Origin of the sequence: Pseudomonas sp., from assembly GCF_028293835.1 — a bacterium.
Taxonomy (GTDB): Bacteria; Pseudomonadota; Gammaproteobacteria; order Pseudomonadales; family Pseudomonadaceae; genus Aquipseudomonas.
In genome coordinates, this window is the sequence record NZ_JAQGNX010000064.1 from 26588 (window position 1) to 48511 (window position 21924).

Here is a 21924-nt window from a genome sequence, read left to right on the forward strand (position 1 = left end):
CATGAACACACTGACCACCTGGAGGGTGTATGCAGCGCTGATCGGACTGTTAGTGCTGGAGTTACTGTGTGCCACCTCGTCACTTGGACTGAAAAACTGGCTGGTGGCCGCGGCGGCGTTTGCCCAATTTAGCCTGCTGCTTCTGGCCTACCTCGGCATCGGCAGAACACACGGTTGGGTGCAACTGTTTGGCTGTCTGTATTTACTGTGGCTGGTGGTGATGTTCGGTTTCGTGCTGGGGGAGGTTGCTACCCGTTGATAGGTGAGCTTACCAACGCCTTCTGAACAACGCATAACCCGTTGAATTAGTAGAAATTAAATTGTAGGAACGGGCTTGCTCGCGACGGATCGCGAAGCGGTCCAAATTGCCCAACTCAATTTAACTTTAGGAGCCGCCGAAGGCTGCGATTCGGCTCGGTCACTCTGATGCACCACGCTAGCCAACTGCATCCAACAACCATTCTCTTAGTGCTCGAATTTTCGGCAATTGTGCCCGCAGCGCTGGGTAGATCAGGTAATAGCCGATGCCTTGGTTGAGTTCAGTTTCAAACGGGGCCACCAGTACTCCGTCTTTCAAGCTTTCACGCACCAGGTTCAGGTCCCCCAGCGCGATGCCTTGTCCACGTGTGGCAGCCGACAGCGCCAAATCCAATGTGTCGAAGGTCTGCCCGCGGTGAGAGGCGATGCTGCCAACCCCCGCAGCCTCCAGCCAACGGCTCCAGCCATTGGCCGGGATGCAATGCAGCAGTGGCATGGATTTCAGGTCAGCGGGTTGCGTCAGGCGCTTGGCCATTTCGGGTGAACACACGGGTGTGAGTCGTTCGGCCATCAACGGAATGGCCTCAACACCTTTCCACTCACCGCGCCCATGAATAATGGCGGCATCAATGTCGCTGTCTTCGAATCGCGGCTCCCAGGCATCGTACGTCGTCACCCGCACGTCCACATCGGGCATCAACACTCGCAGGCTCGGCAATAACGGCAAAAACCAGCGCGTGGCCAAGGTCGGCGGCATGCGCAAGGTCAGTACCTGACTGGCGGTGCGCAGGCTATTGCACATATTCGTCAGTCGCGCAAAAGCGTCCTCCACTACCGGCAGCAGCGCCTCGGCTTCTGGCGTCAGGCGCAGCCCGGTTTTATGGCGCACAAACAGGATCACCCCGAGGTGCTCCTCCAACTGTTGAATCTGCCGACTGATGGCGCTTTGAGTGACAAATAACTCTTTGGCGGCACGGCTGAACGTGCCGTAGCGGGCGGCGGCAGCAAAGACCTCCAGGCCGCGTAACGGTGGCAATCGCAGCTGAAAGCCAGGGTTGTCTAATGCATGAGCTGAAAGCATGGATTGCATGAGAAATCACCGCGTTTACTCCTGAGTACAGCGAGCTTAACGTAATTCGACCGCACTTCAACAAAACCCTCTCACGCATAGATATGCGCGGCTCGGTGGGTGCTGAAAACAAAGACGTGGGCAATTAATCTTGAGTTCATCTGGAGTGGCTGTATGAAGCGCGTAATCCTCGATCAATCGTTGGTTTGGGCACAGGTAGTAGACGTTGCGAGTGAAGGCGCTTTCCTTGAATTGTCACCCTCGGCCAAAGCCCGGATTAACGCGGCGAATGCCATTGTGCGCACCGTGGTGGAAAAAAACATCCGCGCCTATGGGGTAAACACCGGTGTCGGCGCACTGTCCAACACGGTTGTGGCGCCTGAACAGCAAAGCGCGCTGTCCCACAGTATTTTGATGAGCCATGCGGTGGGCCTGGGTAGGCCGTTGGCGGTTCACGAGACGCGGGCGATCATGGTCTGTGCGATCAACAACTTTGCCCATGGTTACTCCGGTTTGCGCCTGGGTTTGGTAGAGCGCTTGGTGATCCTGCTGAACGCGCAGTGCACCCCCGAAGTGCCGCATCAGGGTTCGGTCGGTTATCTCAGCCACATGGCCCATATCGGGCTGGTGATGATCGGTCACGGCTACTGCCGGCTCGACAACGAACGCCTGACTGCCGCCGCAGCCTTGCAACGGCTTGGCCTTGTGCCGTTTGTCCTGCAAGCCAAAGAAGGCCTGTGCCTGGTCAATGGCTCGCCATGTGTCACCGGCCTTGGCTGTTTGCTGCTGGACCGCGCCCGGCAGTTGATGGACTGGGCTGACGCTATTTCTGCCATGAGCTTCGAAACCCAGCGCGGTCAGATTCGTGCCATGCATACGGTGCCCATGGCGTTGCGCGCTTCTCCGGGTTTGAAATACGTGGCCGAACGCTTGAACCACCTGCTCGATGATTCACAGATCATGCAGGCCGCTGCGGGCCGACAAACTCAGGACGCCTTGAGCCTGCGCAGCATTCCCCACGTCCATGGCGCGGTACGCGATGTCTGGGCTCAGGTAGCGACCGTGGTCGATCAAGAACTGGCCAGTGTTACCGACAACCCCGTGGTGTGCGGCACGCCTGACGCGCCGGAAATTTATTCCCAGGCCCATGCTGTCAGCGCCGCTATCGGTTTGGCCATGGATCAGCTAGGGGTTGCCATGGCGCAACTGGGGGCAATTTCCGAGCGCAGGATTGATCGCATGGTCAACCCGTTGGTCAGCGGCCTGCCGTCTTTCCTGGCGGGTGAAAGCGGCGTGGAGTCCGGATTCATGATCGCTCAGTACACTGCCGTTTCGCTGGTGGCCCATAACCGCCGTCTGGCCGCTCCCGCCAGCCTGGATGGCGGCATTACTTCGGGCCTGCAGGAAGACATTCTTTGTCACGCCACACCAGCGGCCCTGAAGGGGCAACTTATTCTCGATAACCTTGAACATATCTTCGCTATTGAACTATTGGCCGCAAGCCAAAGTTACGACCTGTTGAATTCACCGTTAAATCCGGCGCCACGAACTGCGGCACTGTACCGAACGTTCCGTGAGGAGATTGCGCTGTACGCCGATGATCGACCCTTGGGCGAAGACATTGGTAAGGCCGCCGTGTTTATTAAGGGTAATTGCCCAGATGGGGTGTTATCGCGTTTGGGGTTGAGTTGAAACGTAACGCATTAACAACTATTTACTGCACCCTGCGGTTGGTAAATTCTGACCGACGTTTATAAAAAAAGAGGGGTTGATGCAGCGCGAGCTTCAATAAACGCGCTTCCCCTCCTTTTTTACAACAGTGAATAACCGCTTAAGGCCAAGTAAACGGGCAGCGCAAGTCGATTATTAAAAATATAACTGATACCGTGCTCCGTTAATTATCCGGCGCCAATAAATAATTCGCTTATAATTCAATGGATTATGGTGATTATCTGATAATTTACGTGCTTTCTCAAAAATTTGACACTTTTCAATAATTTTGAAATTATCGATACCGGGTGGTTGATAAGTCCGTTCTCCAACCGCTTTGTAAGCCTTGAGTCACCGTGGTCTACGGTACTGGCGAGCCGTCGCCGGACCGGGAAATAGCACCGCTACGCTCAGGGGAATGAACTGCCGAAAATGTCGGCGGTCCCTTAGAGTTATACAGGTCACATTTATCTATCCCATAACTTTAAAAGGGCATACCTGTAGGCCCTGTGCGGTAGCTCTGACTTCGCAGTTCTTGGGCTTAATATTTTTCTATTAGCGATCGATAAACAATAGTTAAACGCTCCCATAGCGGTGTGGGCGGTAGCGTTGCCTAAAGAAAAATTACAGTGCGTTAGGAGAGTGACAACCGCTTTCCTATATTCCTTGGTCAGACACAGTAGGTTTCCTTTATTACGGAAAAACATCTCCCAGCAGTCTTTCTGGTGTGAACTAAACGTGTTTGTTTGATAACAAAGCGTCAGTACATCAGTCCACTAAATACGCGGAGCACAACGTCATGTATGGAACACAACTGGAAATCGTTTGCGGTTGTTTGGTAGGTGGGGCTGGGCCTGCTGGCATGGGGTTGCTATTTAATGCCTTGAAGAGCGGTGCATTGCCGGCGTTGACCCGTAACGGACTAATCATTGTTGATGCCAGTCCTTTTCCAGGAACCGGCCGACTCGCTGACTACCACCTCACCGCCAACTCGGTGGGCGATGTTTTCCTCGACTGCCTGCGCGACCCGGCATTACGCGACGTATTCGAGCCGCTGCAGCATAGCGAGGCGTATTGGCGCATTCGTGATCAGGCGTTCATCGCGCCGCAATTATCTGATGTCGGCGAACTGCTGGCAGAGGCTTCTAAATTAGTGTTGGACCACTTGGTGAAGAACTACGCGGTAAAAGTCTGGAGTAGCACGACGATTACCGAGGTGGTCAGTAATTCTGACGAGTATCAAGTCTGGGTCGAGCATAACGGGCATTCTCAAGTGATTCGCTGCCGCTCGCTGGTGCTTAACCTGGGCGGGCATCAGGACCCCAAGCATCTGCTTCATGCTCTGGCTGATCAAGGCTTGGCGTTGTCGCCAAAGACCCGTGTACAAAGTGCCGATACCTTGTTGCGTATGGACGCTGACGAACTGCGCGCGCATTTTTCCCCGGTACTCGCCGCAGGTGGGCGATTGACCGTGGTGGGTGGGTCACACAGTGCCTTCTCGATGCTCGAAAACCTGGCTAAAGCGTTGCAATGCATTGGCCTCGAAGAGCTGACCCTGGTGCATCGCTCGCAAATTCGCTTGTTCTATGAAAGCGTCGAACAAGCCCTTGCCAATGGCTACGTGTTTGATCCGGTGGACGACGTTTGCCCGGTATCGGGTCGGGTTAACCGCTCTGGCGGCTTGCGTTACAGCGCGTTGGAAGTGGGGCGAAATATCCTGCAATACGGCCGAATCAGCCCGGACGGGGTGCGGGTACATTTACTGCAATCCGGACCCGGACGGGGGCAGCAATATGAGCGCGCGGGCCAAGCCTTGGCTGAGTCGAGCGTGGTGGTGCAGTGCACCGGTTATCAGCCGCGTTTACCTGCGCTGAAATACGCAGACGGTAGGCCGATCACACTCCGCGAAGTAAAGGGTGGGCTGGATTCCGACCCGGCGGGCTGTCCGTTGGATGCCATCGGCCAGCGTATGCATGGTTTGTATCTGTTCGGTTTGGGCTCCGGCCTGGGTATCGACCCCCGATTGGGCAGCGAGCCATCGTTTGACGGGCGGATTTATGGCGTCTGGCAGTTCCACAATGACGCCAGCCGCGCCGCCATTGAATCGGTGTCGGCACGCCTCGACGTGCAGGTCGCAGAAAAAGTGGTTGCTGATCGCAGACGCCAGCAGCGTGCGGAAGAAGAAACACCGTTTTTCTGGCCAGCCATGGCGTCCATTAAGTTTTAAGCGCTGTTGAGCGGTGATGTGAACGGTATTGATGTAAAAGAATCCCGAGTGGCCCCCAGTCATTCGGGATTTTTTTTCGTCTGTACCGCAGGGGTATTGGGACGTTGAGCGTTTACGGATAAATGCCGATTTGATCGTTCAGCTGTTGCTTCCGGTCCGCGCCAATTAGCGCAATGCTTCCCTCTGGCGCTAATCTGCTGGAGTATGGCGTTGTGGTCTGATTCCCGGCGCACAGCAAAGGGCGTTCATTGCTGCGAACCTTTTCCGGGGATCCGTCTCTTAGTCTTAAGACTTGTCACAGGTTCAGGAGAGGTGAAGACATGCCGGTCAAACATGATTTGCTCAAGGACTTAAACATCACCAAGGAAGAAATTACCGCGCGCAGAGGCAAAGACCAAAGGCTCAGCCAGTTGCTTGATTCCTACGATGCAGTGGATGCCGAGGTGGTTGAAGCCGAGTCGCCGTCATCGGGAAATGTCACCGATAATCAGCTCAAAAAACTTAAGGAAAAACGGCTGCTGGTAAAAGATAAAATCGTCCAGCGTCTGACCCCGGCGGCTGACCCCACCTGAGGGACGTGTTGGCGAAGGCAGCATCGCGGTTTTCCGGATAATTGCGTCGTCCGCCTCGCCAACACGTTGGCTCTTATCAAACAACGCATAACTCATCGATTTAAAAGATAATCCATAGGAGCTGCCGAAGGCTGCGATTCGACCGGGAACCGCTCGCCCCGTTATACCGCTGAAGGGGTGCCGGTCGCCCTCGACCCCGGCCTATCGCAGCCTTCGGCAGCACTTACAGGGTGAACTGCGCGACGGCGCGGCATCGGAGACATGGCGGCTCCTCCTACAGAGATGTTTAGGATAAGGCTGCTTTCCTGAGTGATGCGTTTAATCCGTAAGGGCCGCCATTATTCCCCCAGCGCACTGGCATGCTGGCGTTGCGCGGCCTGTTGCCAGTCGCCGGTCATCAGTGCGTTGGCCGACGCGCCGTCAGCGTCGGCTGTCCAGCGCAAGGGCAGGGCGTCTGGCCGTCGAATAATACGCCGCGGGATAAAGCGCCATAAGCGTTCAGCACCCTGAAACATGGCGATCTGCGGCGATTGGAGGATGACTTCTACGTCGCCTGTCATCTGCAGCAGTTCTCCGCTGGCGAAGTCAACAAACACCAGACCGCCCTTGGGATTTAATAAAAAGTTACCCAGCGTGCTGAAAAAAAGATTTCCGGAAAAGTCCGGAATCATCATCGAACCGTCTGCTTCGATTGCCACGAAACCAGGCTTGCCGCCACGGTGCGAAACATCCACTTTGCGGCTGCCGTCTTCCAGGTCCACGTAAGAGGCGACGAAGAATGTTGCTGCACCGCCGATGAGCGCACGGGCGCCGGCGTCCAGTCCGTCCAGCCACTGCCCAGGGCGTGATGCGACCACCTGGGCGGGACGCTCGAAACTGAATTGGCGCAACTGGATATAGCGCGGGCAATTGCCGAAGCTTTCTTCGACGGCAATCTCGAAACCCGAATCATTAATTCGAGTGATTGAGCCATTCAACCGATTACGCCGCCGGGTCAGCAGGTCTATTCCCAGCAAACCGACCTGGTGGCCATGGTCCATGCCACTTTCTGCCGGGTCGGCCAAGTCACGGGGCACCCTCAGCGACAACTGTTTGGGGTCGTCCGCACGCACAAATCCAGGCTCCCCAGCGCGTAGGGTTGCCCAGATGTCACCGTCAGCATCCACCGCGCCCATGGCCACGAAAGGCAGTAGCGGAAAAAATTCCTGATGCTGCTCAACCATGTGGTCGCGGATAGCACGCCGTCCCAGCGCATCCATGCGCTCAACCACATCGATGCTCTGCTGAATCGCCAGCTCGCCTGGGTGCCACGGCGATCTCGCTAGGTGCTTCGATTCTGAATTCATGGCGCGGCCCTCATTGATGCCTGGATTGAGTCAATCAGCCAACCGTCATGCCTGGGCAGTCAGGCCGACAGGGGATTGCTGGAACGGTACGAAGCCTGGCAGTGCTTCCACGCGTTTTAGCCAGGCAAGAATCAGTGGATATTCCGACAGGTCGATGTCGCCCTCCGGTGCCCGGGCGATGTAGCTGTAAAGCGCGACGTCGGCCAAGGTGGGGTGATTGCCGACGACGATCCAGCAATGGCCTTCAAGTGACAATTCGATCAATTTCAGAATGGCGTGGGCCCGGTTGATGAGATCGGCAGCATCAAGCTTGGCGCCGAACACGTTGACCAGCCGCGCAGAAGCCGGGCCTCGGTTTATTTCCCCGGCCGCCACCGATAACCAGCGGTGCACGCGAGACGCCTCGGCAGCGGTTTCCGGCAGCCAATCGCTGTTGCCATAGCGTTTCGCCAAATACACCAGAATGGCATTTGAATCGCTGAACACGTCGCCGCCGTCTTCCAGTACCGGCACTTGTCCAAACGGATTGAGCGCAAGGAACGCTGGGCGTTTCTGCGCGCCACTGCGCAAATCCACCTCTATCAATTCATGTTCGATGCACAGTAGCGACAGGAACAGCCGAGCACGGTGGGAGTGGCCGGAGAGCGGGTGGTAATGGAGTTTCATTGCAGTCACCTTGGGCATGGGAATGGGGCTTGGGACGATGTTAAGGGCCGGGCCGACTTGAATAAATGCCGGAAAGGGAAGATCTTTACTCCGAAATACGGAGTAGTCGTCAAGAGGACTGCAGATGGACACGGTTCAAGCGATGCGGGTAGTGCTGGGGATTGTCGACCAAGGCAGCCTCACGGCCGCTGCGGAAAAACTCGATGTCTCGCTGCCAACGGTGGTCAGGGTGCTGGCGTCTACCGAACAGCACCTGGGCGTGCGACTGTTCGAACGCACCACCCGCCAGGTACGGATCACGGAAGAGGGCCGGTTGTATGCCGAGGTCTGTCGCACAGTGATCCGTGAAATTGGCGATATCGAAGATGTGTTTCGCGACAAGGAAAGTGAGCCCAGCGGCGCGCTGACCATCACCGCGCCGTTGCTGTTTGGCCGTTTGCACGTGGCCCCGGTGCTCAATGGATTTATGAGCCGTTTTCCCAAAGTGTCCGTCACGTTGAACTTGATTGACCGGGTCACTGATTTGTTGGAGGAGGGCATCGACATCGCGGTGCGTATCGGCCATGTCACGGCACCGGACCTGGTGGTCGCGCGGGTTGGCCAAGTGCGCCGCTACCTGTGCGCGAGCCCGGGCCTGCTGGCGGCATTAAAAACCATTAACACGTTGGAGGACCTGGGCAGCGCTCCGTTTATTCGCCTCGGCGGTCTGGTGTCAGGAGCGCAACTGGCGCTGCAAGCCCAGGGCAAACCAGTGATGGTAAAAATGGGCAACATCCGCATGACGACCAATAACGGCGACGCGGCGATTGCAGCGTGCCTGTCAGGGATCGGCGTTGGCTTTTTTCTGTCTTATCAGGTTCAGGACCTTATCGATGACGGCAAGCTGCGACAACTGTTGATCGATTACCAGCCCGAGCCATTGCCGGTGTCGTTGGTGTATCTACCGTCGCGGCGAGCATCCATTCGTTCACGGGCGTTTATTGCCTGGGCCAAGGAGAAGCTCGGCGAGCGCCTGGTTCGATTTTCCGCAACGCCCCCTTGATAACGCCGCTGGTAAATCGCACCCAATAAAAAGGCCCTGTTATTAGCAGGGCCGAGCCGCGAGGGCCTAAACGCTAAGGGCAGTGCTGACGTTTAACCTAACCCCTGAGTTGATGACGGGCTATTTTGCGACGGATTGTTTTGCGACACCGAACCGCCAGGCCCGCTGTTGGACTGGGCAGGGTTCGCCGGCTGGCCGGTTAACGGCTGCTGGCCGGTCGCTTGGCCGCTGTAGGCCTGATGCTCCGAGGGACCGTTATCTTTGGTCGGATTGCTGGCCCCTTCATCAACCGTTTTCTTCGCTTCATTGGCCATGTCTTTACCGATCTCGGTGGCCTTGTCGTAGCCATCGCTGGCCATTTGTTTGGCCTTATCAGTCAGTGAATCACTGGTTTGGCCCAGCATCTGATTTTCTTTATTCGTCATAGGGAGCGCGGCTCCAACCATTGCCCCAAGCGCGATGCCGATGGCAGCCAATGCCAACGGTTGCTCCTTAAGCATGTAGCTAAAGCCTGATTTCACCTTCTGCGACTGTTGACGCATGGCATGAGTTGTATCGTGCGAGGTCATATTCACCTGTTGTCCGGCGGACGAAAATTTGTCAGTGACGCTTCCGGTCATTTGGCTGGCTTTGTCTTTGAGTTGGCTCGCGCCGTCCTGAAGACCGTGGGCCTTCTCTTGAACCCTGGCCTTCACGTTGCCCAAGGTATCGGTCACGCTGTCGGCCATGTCGCTGATGCGGTTACCCAAAGTGTCGAACATCGACGGGCCAGACGGCGCGCTGGACGTGGAATAGGTCGGACGCTTGTTCGAGCCCAGCATCAGCCACAACAGCCCCACCGACGTCAGCACCGTCGGCACCGGATTTGCCTTGATCGAGGTGCCCAGATTATTGAAGAACTCACCGCCGTTAGTGCGGGTGTACGACATCACTTCATCAATCAGCTGACCAGGAGAAAGTTTGCTTTCCAACGCGTCAACAATGCTGCCAATGCTCGAACGCTGAGCGTCGATTTCCCGCTCAAGAGCCTCCGGGCTTTTTTCGGATTCGACGTTAAGACTGCTGGCGCCCGCCGGGCTGGTCTGGTAACCGGTATTGTCATACCGATCATCATCAAAACTGCTATCAGTACTCATGAGACTTTCCTCTGAATAGCGTCCTTATCCTTTTGCAAGGAATTCACGGTGCGCTCGGGAGTAAAATGGCTGGCTTCAAATGTTTTTTTGCCGGACTGCAACATGATCACGCCGATGACCATGACCACCACGCCAACGATCAGCGCAGCCAGCCACGGGGCCATGAACATTGCCAGCGCGTAAACCGCAGCCATCAGCAGAATGATCAAACCGGCGAACAACACCATGGCGCCGCCGGCGACCGCAGCAATGCCCGCCTTGGTGGAGTTGATTGACTCATTGATCTCGGCTTTGGCCAAGGCCAGCTCTTTAGTGACCAGCGCAGGCACTTCATGGGCCAGTTGGCGAATTAAGCTGACAATCGATGTGTCGCTGTCGGGGGCGCCGGTTGGAGGCGTTTGTTGACTTGTAGTCATTACACTTCTCCTTTGGACATACCGTCTCTAGGCAATGGGTCGGTTGTACGGCCAGGGCCAAACGCCTTTTCACTCATTGACGGTGTGCCGAGGTTGTCAGGCACCCCAGGGTGGGCGCTGTGGAAAACGTCGTCGGTGTGGGAGGGCGGGGTTGGATAGCCCTGATCCCTTGCGGCCTGCTCATCAAGCCGGGTCTGGTACCCAGAGCCTCTCTGTTCATCGGCGGCCGGTGTGCTTTTGTAGTCGCTGCCAGCAGAGCCAGAGCCGGTGTCCATGCCCATGCCCATGCCGGAGCTCATCTGCGACGAAGCGCCAGGGCTTGAGGCTTTCAGGAAGCGCGACAGGCCAAAACCCAGCGCAATGCTTCCGGTGAGAAACAGCGTCGGATTCTCGCGAGCCAATTGACCGGCCTGGCGCAGCAGCTCATCGGCACTTTTGCCCCGCAGGTTGTCGGCAAGATTGGTCATGCCTTGGGCAACGTCAGTGACGTAATGGGACAAGCCCAGCGTGTCCTTTTCCTGAAATTGTTCCGCAGCTGATTTGGCAGTTTGCGCCAGGTTATCGATTTGGTCGGCCGCGGTGTCCCGGTACTGCTCGAACTGAGCTGCACCGTGCTCCTTGGCGCCCTGAAGTGCGGCTTTGGCATCGTCTTGCAAATTCTGCAAGTGCTCCGCAGCGCCCGGCTTTTCGCCGCTTTCGCCACCGCTGGTTGAGTTCTCGTAGGTCGTGGCCATTATCATTCACCGTCGTCTATGCCTTGAAATAAAGGAGAACGTTCAGCTCACAACGATGACTCGGGCTGCCCGTCTTCTGGCTTACAAAAGGTGGACTAAGGGTTTTCCGGCGGAGTTCGAGGCGGCAGACAAATGGTATTGCGTGGCGAAATGATGGCTGGGACGCAACGATCATTGCGTAGGAGCGCCCAAGGCTGCGATAAAGCGTAAGGTTTTTCTCCAACACGTTGCGCCCCACAGAGCTATTTGCCGCCCGAGGATTTGAAGTAAACGGCAATAACCAAAAAAAAGGCAAAAAAAACGGCGTCCTGAAGACGCCGATAGCCCACCTGACACGCAGTCAGATGGCTCAGAGTAGTTGTCCAGTTACGAATTCATTGTGGATCTTGCTGAGGAGCGATCTCGGCCTGGATACGTTTGTAAATTTCTTCGCGATGCACAGAAACATTTTTTGGAGCGTTGATTCCTAGCCGAACCTGAAGGCCCTGAACGCCAAGAATCGTGACGGTGATCTCGTCACCAATGTTTATGCTTTCGCCTACTTTGCGGGTGAGTATCAACATAATCTTTTCCTTGATGGCCTCTTGAAGCGCCTCTACCAAGAGGCTGGCATGTGCCGTGCGGGTGATTGTTGCCGAGTACGTCCAAATGCGTCCATCTCTAAGACGTCATCCGGGCAAATATAATTCCTTTGAATGCTTTGTTTGCCATCAAGTCGTGGTTTCGCATGCTGATAGCTTACTCATTTCGGGCTTTTTTTTGAACCTCGGCCTTCGCTTATTGCGTTAATTGTCAGCTAATTGTCAGGTACAGCTGGGCAAATAGCAGTGCGCTGAACTAATCCGGCCAGCATCTGCTCTTTAGTGCAGGGTTTATTAAACTGCGGAGCCGGAGTATCCCATGAATACATCCCTCGACGACTATCAGCGTAAGCGTGACTTCGAGGCGACCCCGGAACCGTCCGGGCTAACCCGTGGTAAACGGGCAGGTTCACGCAAAAAAATAGCGCACGCTTTGCAGTTCTGTATTCAAAAACACGATGCCACTCGTCTGCATTACGACTTTCGCCTGGAAATCGACGGCAGCTTGAAAAGCTGGGCCGTGCCCAAGGGTCCGAGCCTGGATCCGAAGGTCCGACGTCTTGCCGTGCATGTGGAAGACCATCCGTTGGATTATGCCTCGTTTGAAGGGCATATTCCCGAAGGCCACTATGGCGCCGGCGACGTGATTGTCTGGGACCGTGGAGTTTGGATTCCCCAGGGCGATCCGGCCGAGGCCTATGCCAAGGGCAAGCTAAAATTCGAACTGGAAGGGGAAAAACTTGGCGGTACCTGGAATTTGGTCCGGACTCACCTGGAAGGTAAACAGGAACAGTGGTTTTTGATCAAGTCCAGTGATTCGTTGGCGCGGCCCGAATCTGAATATGACATCGTCAAAGAACAACCGGACAGCGTTATCAGCGACCGCACCCTGATCGTGAAAAAACGTGGCGCCAAAGGCGATGAGCCGAAACCCGTCGCCAGTCCGAAGAAAAAAACGTCTAAATCCGCATCTAAAAAACCCTCCGCGGACCTGAGCGGTGCCCAGGCGGCGCCGCTGCCGGAATCAGTCAGCCCCGAGCTGGCGACCTTGGTCGATACGGCACCGGAGGGCGATTGGCGTTATGAAATAAAATTCGACGGCTACCGGATCATGGCCCGCATCGACAACGGTGAGGTCCGGTTGTTTACCCGCAACGGCCACGACTGGACCGCTAAAATGCCGCGTCAGGCCGAGGCGCTGGCCGCGTTGGCGCTGGAGTCCGCATGGCTCGACGGCGAAGTGGTGGTGGCAGACGAAGAGGGCATGCCCAGTTTCCAGGCGCTGCAAAATGCTTTCGAAAGCCAGCGCAGCAATTCGATTATTTTCTATCTGTTCGATATGCCGTACCTGAACGGCATGGACCTGCGTCAGGTGCCGGTCGAACAGCGACGCGCGGCGTTGCAACAGGTGCTGGAGCGCGGCGAAGACAACGCGTTGCGCTTTTCCGAGGACTTTACCGAGTCTGCCGAGACCATGCTTGATAGCGTGTGCCAAATGAAGATGGAAGGCCTGATCGGCAAGCGGGCCGGCAGCGCTTATGTTTCGCGGCGCAGCAGCGACTGGATCAAGCTCAAGTGCAAACATCGCCAGGAATTTGTGGTGGTGGGTTACAGCGAGCCCAAGGGCTCGCGCAGTTCGTTTGGTGCGCTGCTGCTGGGCCTGCACGACGCCGACAGCGGCGAATTGCGCTATGCGGGCAAGGTCGGCACCGGTTTCAACGAGATCACGCTGCGCAGCATTCACGGGCAACTGACGCCGCTGGAAACCAAAAAGCCCGCAGTGGTCAACCCACCGACCGGGTTTGAAGCCAAGGGTGTGCACTGGTTGCGGCCTGAGCTGTTGGCGGAAGTAGCGTACGCCGAGATAACCCGCGAAGGCTCGGTGCGACACTCGGTGTTTCATGGCTTGCGCAACGACAAGCCCGCGAATGACATCACTGAAGAAAAAGCCAAATCTGCCGCAGAAGTACAAACGGCAGTGAAGCCGACGAAACCGGCCAAAGAAAAACCTGCGGTGAAGAAGAAATCTCCGGCGAAGAAGAAATCTCCGGCCAAGACCACTGAGTCATCGGCCGGAGAAGGTTCAGGCAAGATTAAAATTACCCATCCCGAACGGATAATCGATGCCACCAGTGGTTCGACCAAGATGCAATTGGCCGAATATTACGCCCAGGCATCGCGCTGGATAATGCCGCACCTGCAAGACCGCCCCGTAGCACTGGTGCGGGCCCCCGAGGGGATTGCCGGTGAGCTGTTCTTTCAAAAAAACGGCGAGAAACTGGCGATTCCGGGGATTACCAGCCTGGGCAAGGAGTTCTCCGGTCAGCCGGTCATAATCATCAACAACCCCGAGGCTTTGATTGGCGCGGTGCAGATGAGCACTATCGAACTGCACACCTGGAACGCCACCTCGGCAGATTTCGAGCGTCCGGACCGTTTCATCCTTGACCTCGACCCGGACCCCGCGTTGCCTTGGAAGCACATGGTCGAAGCCACGCAATTGACCCTGACAATTCTTGATGAGTTGGGCTTGACCTCTTTTCTGAAAACCAGCGGCGGCAAAGGCATTCACATTGTGGTGCCCCTGACGCCGAAAGCCGGGTGGGAGGAGGTGAAGGTGTTTAGCCAAACCATTGTCAAACACATGGCCAAGCTGATGCCGGACCGTTTTTCGGCCGTGTCAGGGCCAAAGAATCGCGTCGGGCGAATTTTTATCGATTACCTGCGTAACAGCCAGGGCGCCACCACCATCTGCGCATTCTCAGTCCGAACCCGCGAAGGCCTGCCGATTTCAGTGCCGGTGTACCGTGATGAGGTGGCCGGGTTGAAAGGCGCCAATGGCTGGAATATCCATAACTTCATGGAGCGCATGGCTGATCAGGAAGAGGATCCGTGGGCAGACTATTCGAGTACTCGGCAGACGATTACCGCCGACATGCGAAAACGGCTCGGGTTGAAGTGATGCTGACCGATCGTGCCTGCAGGGCCGCAGGCACGATCAGTCAATATCGTCAGACGACTTGGGACAGGAGCAGAATAAATATCAGGCCGACCACCGATAGAATGGTCTCCATCGCCGTCCAGGTTTTGAAAGTTTCCGCGACGGTCATGTTGAAATACTGCTTCACCAGCCAGAAACCCGCATCGTTGACGTGAGACAGAATCAAGGAGCCAGCGCCGGTGGCCAGCACCAGCAATTCGCGGTTAACCCCAGGAATCAAGCCCACCACCGGCGCAACGATACCGGCACCGGTAATGATGGCTACGGTGGCGGAACCTGTGGCAATCCGTACCACTCCTGCCACGAGCCACGCCAACAGAATCGGCGAGATTTCAGCGCGAACAGCCATGTGGCCGATCACGTCGCCGACACCACTGGCCACCAACATTTGTTTAAACCCACCGCCAGCACCGACGATCATCACAATGGCGGCAACCGGCGCCAGGCTTTGATCGAGTAGCTTCAGGATTTCCTGACGGGAGAAGCCCCGCGCCGCGCCGAAGGTGTAAAACGCCAGTAGCAAGGCGGCCAGCAGGGCGGTGATCGGGTGACCGATGAAGTCCATCCAGACGCGAATCCCGCTGTTGTCCGGCAGGGTGATATCGGACAGGGTCTTGAGAAGCATCAAAAACACGGGCAACAGAATCGTCACCACAGTGATGGCGAAACTCGGCAGGTTTTCGGATTTCGACTCCTGCGCAATCTGGTCCATCAACTCTTGGTTTGGCGTGCCGGGCACGTACTTGGAGATCCATTTGCCGTAGATCGGACCGGCGATCATCGCCGTCGGCAACGCCACAATCAGGCCGTAGAAAATAGTTTTGCCGATGTCGGCGTTAAAAATCCCGATTGCCAACAGCGGACCTGGGTGCGGAGGCACCAGGCCGTGCACTGCTGACAGGCCAGCGAGCAGCGGGATGCCGATCTTGACGATGGACAGGCCGGTGCGACGAGCAACGATGAACACCAATGGAATCAGCAGTACAAAGCCAATTTCGAAGAACAGCGGGATGCCCACCAGAAACGCTGAGAACATCATTGCCCAGTGCACGCGATTCTTGCCGAAGACACGAACCAGGGTTTGTGCGATCTGATCAGCACCGCCGGAGTCGGCCATCAGTTTGCCGAGCATGGTGCCCAGTGCCAACAGAATGCCGACAAAGCCAAGTACGCCACCGAAGCCGTCCTGGAATGACTTCATGACCTTGTCCACCGGCATGCCCGAGGTCAGCCCAAGGAAGCCCGAAGCAATGGTCAATGCAACGAAAGGGTGGACTTTGAAGCGGGTGATCAACAGCACGAGGCCAATAATGGTCACCAGTGCATCGACGAGCAGGTACGTCTCTTGGGTCATACCGAACATGGGTGCCTCTCCAGTTGTATTTGTTTTTTTAGTGGCTTACGGCTGCCGCGAGGCTTTCCACCAGGCCGCCGATTGCTCGCCCAAGGTGTCGATGGGAAGCGTAGCGTCAACGGCCAGGGTCAGGGGTTCGCCGTTAGGCGGCTCCAGGGTGGCGAACTGGCTGTCAACCAGGCTCGCCGGCATGAAATGACCGGGACGGTGTTCGCAACGTTCAATTGCGACTTCCCTGGTCAATTCAAGGAATACGAAACCCAGCCCCGGTACGGCATGGCGCAGGGTCTCGCGGTAACTGTGTTTCAGTGCCGAGCAGGTCAGCACCGGCAGTTCGCCATTGCCTACGGCAGTCGCGAGTTCTTGGCCCAGACGGATCAGCCAACCAGCACGGTCCTGGTCGTTAAGGGGAATGCCAGCGCTCATTTTTTCGATGTTGGCCGGGGGATGGAAGGCGTCGCCTTCAATCAGGCGACCGCCACTACGTTCGGCAATAGCGGCTCCGACTACGCTTTTGCCGCAGCCGGAAACACCCATCACCACGAGGGCGGAAATAGCAGTATTCATAATCACCTCAGCTGGAGACAGCGCTATCTTTGGCGGCTTGAATAAAAGCCCGGCCAGGCTGCTTCCAGTTCTTGTCATTGTTTTGGGTCGATCGATGGATCGTCAGGCGCTGCATACATTGCTCGTAACTCTATCCGTGAGAACAAGTAGCGAGGAAAACATTGCGAGGCTCTGCGAGACAGCGCTACCTTAGAGCCCCTTTGCCACTTTTGGCAACCCCTCTGAGTTATTGGCAGCACATGACACGCATTGGTTCCCGCTCCACAGGCCGCCCGACGCTCAATGAAGTGGCGCGTCTTGCCGCTGTTTCACCGATTACCGCGTCCCGGGCGTTACGTGGCATCGCGACGGTGGCGCCGGAGCTGGTGGAAAAAGTCCGTGCTGCCGCGCTGAGCCTGGGTTATGTCGCCAACCCTGCCGCGCGGGCGTTGGCTTCTTCACAGAGTCAAACGGTGGTGGTGCTGGTGCCGTCATTGTCGAACCAGTTGTTCATCGAACCCTTGGAAGCTATTCAAGGCGTACTGCGAACCCGTGGCCTGGAAGTTGTCATCGGCAACTACCATTACTCGCCAGTGGAAGAAGAAAACCTGCTGCGAAGTCATTTGGCGAATCGACCACGGGGCATGTTACTGACCGGGTTCGATCACACCCCGGCGGTGCGCGAGTTGCTTAAGTCCAGCGGTGTGCCGTGTGTGCACATGATGGAGCTGGACCCCATGCGTGGCGCCTATTGCGTGGGCTTTTCCCAAGAGCAGGCGGGCGCTGAAGCAGCGCGGCATTTGCTGGGACGCGGCCGTCGGCGCCTGGCTTACATAGCGGCGCAACTTGACCCGCGGGTGATACAACGTGGGGACGGTTTTCGGCGGGTATTGCGTGACGCGGGGGTGTATGACCCCGCGTTGGAGGTGATGTCACCGTTGCCGTCGTCCATCGGTTTGGGCGCAGAGTTATTTGCCAGATTGCTCGAAGAGCACCCAGACGTCGACGCGGTGTTCTTCTGCAACGACGACTTGGCCCAAGGCGCAACCCTTGAGGCGCTGAGAAGGGGAATCAAGATCCCGGAGCGGGTGTCGTTGATCGGTTTTAACGATTTGCCGGGATCGGCTCACATGGTCCCACGCCTGACCTCGATTCGTACCCCGAGGGAAGCCGTCGGCGAAAGGGCAGCGCAATTATTGCTGGGGTTGATTGAAGGAATAACCCAGGAACTCCAGATAGACCTGGGGTTTGAATTGGTGGTGCGCGAAAGTACCTAATCAACCCCTACAGAAGGGCGCGGAGCGACGCGGTTTGACTGGCAGACCGCGCCTCTCGCTGTTACTGCTGTTTAAACGCCAAGCGAAACTCATGCAGCAACGGTTCGGTATAACCACTTGGTTGCTCGCGGCCTTTGAAAACCAGCGCGCAGGCTGCTTCGAAGGCGACTGAACCCTCGAAGTCTGCAGCCATGGGCGTGTACAGCGAATCCCCGGCGTTTTGCTGATCGACCACCGCCGCCATGCGCTTGAGGGTATCCAGGGTCTGCGCTTCGCTGACCACGCCGTGGCGTATCCAGTTGGCCATGTGCTGGCTGGAAATCCGCAGTGTCGCTCGGTCTTCCATCAAACCGACGTTGTGGATGTCCGGCACCTTGGAGCAACCCACGCCTTGTTCCACCCAACGCACCACATAACCCAGCAAGCCTTGGGCGTTGTTTTCGACTTCCTGGCGAATTTCTTCAGCCGTCCATCGGGCATCCGGCGACACTGGAATGGTCAGCAAGTCGTTGAGGATTTGCTCGCTCTCGCTGGCCAGCTCAACTTTTTCCAGTTCTTGCTGAATCGCCCGAACGTCAACCTTGTGGTAGTGCAACGCATGCAACGTGGCGGCGGTAGGCGAGGGCACCCACGCGGTATTGGCCCCGGCTTTCGGGTGACCGATTTTCTGTACCAGCATGTCGGCCATCAAGTCCGGCATGGCCCACATGCCTTTACCGATCTGTGCACGGCCGCGTAAACCGCACGCCAGACCCACCAGCACGTTGCTGCGCTCATAGGCCTTGATCCACGGAGTGTTTTTCATTTCGCCTTTGCGCAACATTGCGCCGGCTTCCATGGAGCTGTGCATCTCGTCGCCGGTGCGATCGAGGAAGCCCGTGTTGATGAACGCAACCCGCGCCGACGCACTGGCAATACAGGCCTTGAGGTTGACACTGGTGCGCCGCTCTTCGTCCATGATGCCCATTTTCAGGGTGTTGCGCGGCAGCGTCAGCAGGTCTTCGACAGCGCTGAACAGTTGCGCTGCAAAGGCGACCTCGGCCGGGCCGTGCATTTTTGGTTTAACGATGTATACGCTGCCCGTGCGCGAGTTTTTGCGACCGGCCAGGTCATGCAAAGCGATGAGGCTGGTGACCACGCCATCAAGAATGCCTTCGGGAATTTGATGACCTTCGCCGTCGATAATCGCCGGGTTGGTCATCAAATGGCCTACGTTGCGGATCAACAGCAACGCACGGCCGTGCAGCTTCACCGACCCGCCGTCAGCGGCGGTGTACTCGCGGTCGGCGTTCAGGCGGCGGGTGATGGTCTTGCCGCCTTTGACTAAATCTTCGGTCAGGTCGCCCTTCATCAGGCCTAGCCAGTTGCGGTATACCGAGACCTTGTCGTCAGCATCCACCGCGGCCACCGAATCCTCGCAATCGATAATGGTCGACACGGCAGCTTCCAGCAGCAAATCTTTTACGCCCGCAGCATCGATCTTGCCGATGGCGCTGGTGGCGTCGAGTTGAATTTCAACGTGCAGACCATGGTTTTTCAACAGGATGGCGATGGGCTGAGCCGCTTCGCCTTGGTAACCGATATATTTTTCGGGCTGCTTGAGCTGCGTCTGGCTGCCGTCGGCCAACGTCACCAGCAGTTTTCCAGAGTCGATGGCATAACGTTGGGCATCGGCGTGAGAGCCGCTGGCCAGGGGTGCTGCTTCGTCGAGGAAGGCGCGGGCGAAGGCGACGACCTTGGCGCCGCGTACCGGGTTGTAGCCGCTGCCTTTTTCCGCACCGTCGGTTTCGGCGATGGCATCAGTGCCGTACAACGCGTCATACAGCGAACCCCAGCGCGCGTTGGCGGCGTTCAGCGCATAGCGAGCGTTGACCGCAGGGACCACCAATTGCGGACCTGCCTGGCTGCTGATTTCGATATCGACGTTGGCGGTGCTGGCCTGCACCTGGGCTGGTTGCGGTTGCAAATAACCAATGGAGGTGAGAAATGCACGGTAGGCCGGCATGTCACTGATGGGGCCAGGATGAGCCCGATGCCAAGTGTCCAACTCAATCTGCAAGCGATCACGTTCGGCCAGCAGCGAGCGGTTCAGCGGCGCCAGTTCATGCACCAGGGCATCGAATCCGCTCCAGAAAGCGTCACGGTCCAGGCCCGTACCCGGCAGTACTTCGTCGTCGATGAAACGTTGCAGATTGGCAGCCACTTTCAGGCGTTGGCAGTTAACAAAATCGGTCATGTCGGGCTCTCCGTTCAATTCGTAACGCAATCCCTGTAAGCGCCGCCAAATGCGGCGTTCGGCTGCGAGGCTGTCAGCGGCGCCTACAGGTTCAAGCGATGATTATTTAAAGCAGTCAGCACCGGCTTTGGCGACTTGTGCATCCTGGTCGGCTTTGACCCCGGACACGCCCACGGCGCCGATTACCTGGCCGTCAACGATCACCGGCACGCCACCTTCAAGAGAAGTCAGCAAGGGTGCGGACAGGAAAGCGTTGCGACCACCATTGACCATGTCTTCGTAACCCTTGGAATCGCGACGACCCAATGCTGAGGTGCGGGCTTTTTCCTGGGCGATGTAAGCGCCGATCGGTGCGCAGCCGTCCAGACGTTCCAGAGCCAATGGGTGGCCGCCATCGTCGACCACGGCAATCGATACCGCCCAGTTGTTTTTCAGTGCTTCGGCACGTGCGGCGGCGAGGATTTGGCCTACTTCGGTCTGGCTCAATACGGCTTTGGTTTTCATCTGACTCTCCAATAAAACGTTATTAAAGCAATTAGTGCAGCGCGTCTTCGACCAGTTCAATCCAATGCCTGACCGGGGTCCGGCCGGCACTGTCCAAATGGGTCTGGCAGCCGATATTAGCAGTGACGATCACTTGCGGCTTGCCACTCTCCAGCGCATTCATTCTGTTGTCGCGTAATTGCCGCGACAGCTCCGGTTGGGTAATTGAGTAAGTCCCGGCTGAGCCGCAGCACAAATGCCCGTCGGGCACGGCGGTCAAGTTGAAACCCAGTCGGCTTAGCACGCCTTCGACGGCGCCGCCGAGCTTTTGCGCATGCTGTAACGTGCAGGGGCAATGAAACGCCAGGCGTAAATCACTCTTCACCCCGAGCTTTTCCAGAGGCTCTTCACGCAGCACTTCCACCAGATCCCTGGTCAGGGCGCTGACGGTTTGCGCTTTGCTGGCGTAGGCTGGGTCGTCCCTGAGCAGGTGCCCATAATCTTTGACGAAGGCCCCGCAGCCGCTGGCGGTTTGCACAATGGCTTCGGCGCCGCTCTCGACGCTCGGCCACCAGGCATCAATGTTGCGCCGAGCACGATTTAAACCCGCTTCTTGCGCATTCAGGTGATAGTCCACTGCGCCGCAGCAGCCGGCCTGGCTGATGGGCGTAATGCTGATGCCCAAACGGTCCAGGACCCGGGCGGTGGCCGCGTTGGTATTGGGTGACAAGCCCGGTTGCACGCAGCCTTCGAGCATCAACACACGGCGTGCATGTTGCTCGGTGGGACGCGGGCGCGCCGGGTGAATCTGCCGGGGCAGCTTGGCTTTGAGCGCACCCGGCATTAATGGACGAAAGACCCTGCCCAACTGAATCAGATTCTTGAACAGCGCTGCATTGGGCACCACGGCCCGTAAACCGCTGCGCAACAGACGCTGGCTCAATGGGCGCGGCACCGCCTGGTCGACCACGGCGCGGCCGATGTCCAGCAGATTGTGATAGTCGACGCCGGACGGGCAGGTGGTTTCACAGTTACGGCAGGACAGGCAGCGGTCCAGGTGCAACTGGGTGCGCTCGGTGACTTCGTTGCCTTCCAGCACTTGCTTGATCAGGTAAATGCGCCCACGGGGACCATCCAGTTCATCGCCTAGCAGTTGGTAAGTCGGACAGGTGGCATTGCAAAAACCGCAATGCACGCAGCTGCGCAGGATGCTCTCGGCTTCTTCGGCACGGGGCAGCTGTTTGGCTTTTTCGCTGAGTGTGGTTTGCAT

19 protein-coding genes are annotated in these 21924 nt (G+C 57.1%); 7 read left to right on the plus strand and 12 right to left on the minus strand.

What is annotated here, in order from left to right; genetic code table 11:
- Position 1 precedes the first annotated feature (1 nt).
- A complete protein-coding gene (locus JWR17_RS07430) occupies positions 2 to 259 on the plus strand; it encodes a hypothetical protein (protein ID WP_299829837.1) in 258 nt (85 codons plus the stop codon).
- 177 nt (positions 260 to 436) lie between these two features.
- Here the strand turns inward: JWR17_RS07430 and JWR17_RS07435 are convergent, their stop codons facing one another.
- Positions 437 to 1348: a LysR substrate-binding domain-containing protein gene (locus JWR17_RS07435; RefSeq protein WP_299829839.1), complete on the minus strand. Its 912-nt coding sequence runs from the start codon at positions 1346 to 1348 to the stop codon at positions 437 to 439.
- A 153-nt stretch (positions 1349 to 1501) separates the two neighbouring features.
- Here JWR17_RS07435 and hutH point away from each other — a divergent pair, with 153 nt between their 5' ends.
- The 3 genes from hutH (at position 1502) to JWR17_RS07450 (ending at position 5836) form a co-directional block, all read left to right on the plus strand.
- On the plus strand, positions 1502 to 3019 hold the full coding sequence (gene hutH, locus JWR17_RS07440; protein ID WP_299829841.1) for a histidine ammonia-lyase: 1518 nt from the start codon (positions 1502 to 1504) through the stop codon (positions 3017 to 3019).
- 817 nt (positions 3020 to 3836) lie between these two features.
- The gene (locus JWR17_RS07445; protein WP_299829843.1) at positions 3837 to 5264 is read left to right on the plus strand and encodes a pyridine nucleotide-disulfide oxidoreductase; all 1428 of its coding nucleotides are present in this window, start codon (positions 3837 to 3839) and stop codon (positions 5262 to 5264) included.
- Positions 5265 to 5584: 320 nt separating this feature from the next.
- Complete coding sequence (locus JWR17_RS07450; protein WP_299829845.1) at positions 5585 to 5836, plus strand: DUF465 domain-containing protein; 252 nt, start codon at positions 5585 to 5587, stop codon at positions 5834 to 5836.
- A 338-nt stretch (positions 5837 to 6174) separates the two neighbouring features.
- Here JWR17_RS07450 and JWR17_RS07455 read toward each other — a convergent pair whose 3' ends face one another.
- Positions 6175 to 7182, minus strand: a complete 1008-nt coding sequence (locus JWR17_RS07455) for a pyridoxamine 5'-phosphate oxidase family protein (protein WP_299829847.1) — start codon at positions 7180 to 7182, stop codon at positions 6175 to 6177.
- 45 nt (positions 7183 to 7227) lie between these two features.
- Complete coding sequence (locus JWR17_RS07460; RefSeq protein ID WP_299829849.1) at positions 7228 to 7848, minus strand: glutathione S-transferase family protein; 621 nt, start codon at positions 7846 to 7848, stop codon at positions 7228 to 7230.
- A 124-nt stretch (positions 7849 to 7972) separates the two neighbouring features.
- Between JWR17_RS07460 and JWR17_RS07465 the strand changes: the two genes are divergently transcribed.
- Positions 7973 to 8890: a LysR family transcriptional regulator gene (locus tag JWR17_RS07465; protein ID WP_299829851.1), complete on the plus strand. Its 918-nt coding sequence runs from the start codon at positions 7973 to 7975 to the stop codon at positions 8888 to 8890.
- 92 nt (positions 8891 to 8982) lie between these two features.
- On the opposite strand, the gene JWR17_RS07470 is transcribed toward JWR17_RS07465, so the two are convergent.
- The 4 genes from JWR17_RS07470 to csrA all read right to left on the minus strand — a co-directional run bounded on the left by JWR17_RS07470 (position 8983) and on the right by csrA (position 11739).
- A complete protein-coding gene (locus JWR17_RS07470) occupies positions 8983 to 10026 on the minus strand; it encodes a DUF3618 domain-containing protein (protein WP_299829853.1) in 1044 nt (347 codons plus the stop codon).
- Positions 10023 to 10442 (minus strand): phage holin family protein, encoded by a 420-nt coding sequence (locus JWR17_RS07475; protein ID WP_299829855.1) that lies wholly within the window; start codon positions 10440 to 10442, stop codon positions 10023 to 10025. The genes JWR17_RS07470 and JWR17_RS07475 overlap by 4 nt, the downstream gene beginning before the upstream one ends.
- Positions 10442 to 11176, minus strand: a complete 735-nt coding sequence (locus tag JWR17_RS07480) for a hypothetical protein (RefSeq protein WP_299829857.1) — start codon at positions 11174 to 11176, stop codon at positions 10442 to 10444. The genes JWR17_RS07475 and JWR17_RS07480 overlap by 1 nt, the downstream gene beginning before the upstream one ends.
- Positions 11177 to 11550: 374 nt before the next feature.
- Positions 11551 to 11739, minus strand: coding sequence for a carbon storage regulator CsrA (gene csrA, locus JWR17_RS07485; RefSeq protein WP_297843550.1), 189 nt, complete (start codon positions 11737 to 11739; stop codon positions 11551 to 11553).
- A gap of 337 nt (positions 11740 to 12076) precedes the next feature.
- Between csrA and ligD the strand changes: the two genes are divergently transcribed.
- Positions 12077 to 14719, plus strand: coding sequence for a DNA ligase D (gene ligD, locus JWR17_RS07490; protein ID WP_299829859.1), 2643 nt, complete (start codon positions 12077 to 12079; stop codon positions 14717 to 14719).
- A 49-nt stretch (positions 14720 to 14768) separates the two neighbouring features.
- Here ligD and JWR17_RS07495 read toward each other — a convergent pair whose 3' ends face one another.
- Positions 14769 to 16121 carry a GntP family permease gene (locus tag JWR17_RS07495; protein ID WP_299829861.1) on the minus strand — a complete coding sequence of 451 codons (1353 nt, stop codon included), beginning with the start codon at positions 16119 to 16121 and terminating at the stop codon, positions 14769 to 14771.
- Between the two features lie 36 nt (positions 16122 to 16157).
- Complete coding sequence (locus tag JWR17_RS07500; protein WP_299829928.1) at positions 16158 to 16649, minus strand: gluconokinase; 492 nt, start codon at positions 16647 to 16649, stop codon at positions 16158 to 16160.
- A 269-nt stretch (positions 16650 to 16918) separates the two neighbouring features.
- Between JWR17_RS07500 and JWR17_RS07505 the strand changes: the two genes are divergently transcribed.
- Entirely contained in the window at positions 16919 to 17935 is a 1017-nt protein-coding gene (locus tag JWR17_RS07505) for a LacI family DNA-binding transcriptional regulator (protein WP_299829863.1), read from the plus strand.
- A gap of 61 nt (positions 17936 to 17996) precedes the next feature.
- Here JWR17_RS07505 and JWR17_RS07510 read toward each other — a convergent pair whose 3' ends face one another.
- From JWR17_RS07510 to glcF, 3 genes are all read right to left on the minus strand, one after another.
- Positions 17997 to 20171, minus strand: coding sequence for a malate synthase G (locus JWR17_RS07510; RefSeq protein ID WP_299829865.1), 2175 nt, complete (start codon positions 20169 to 20171; stop codon positions 17997 to 17999).
- A 102-nt stretch (positions 20172 to 20273) separates the two neighbouring features.
- Positions 20274 to 20675: a heme-binding protein gene (locus JWR17_RS07515; RefSeq protein ID WP_299829867.1), complete on the minus strand. Its 402-nt coding sequence runs from the start codon at positions 20673 to 20675 to the stop codon at positions 20274 to 20276.
- Positions 20676 to 20706: 31 nt separating this feature from the next.
- On the minus strand, positions 20707 to 21924 hold the full coding sequence (glcF, locus tag JWR17_RS07520; RefSeq protein WP_299829869.1) for a glycolate oxidase subunit GlcF: 1218 nt from the start codon (positions 21922 to 21924) through the stop codon (positions 20707 to 20709).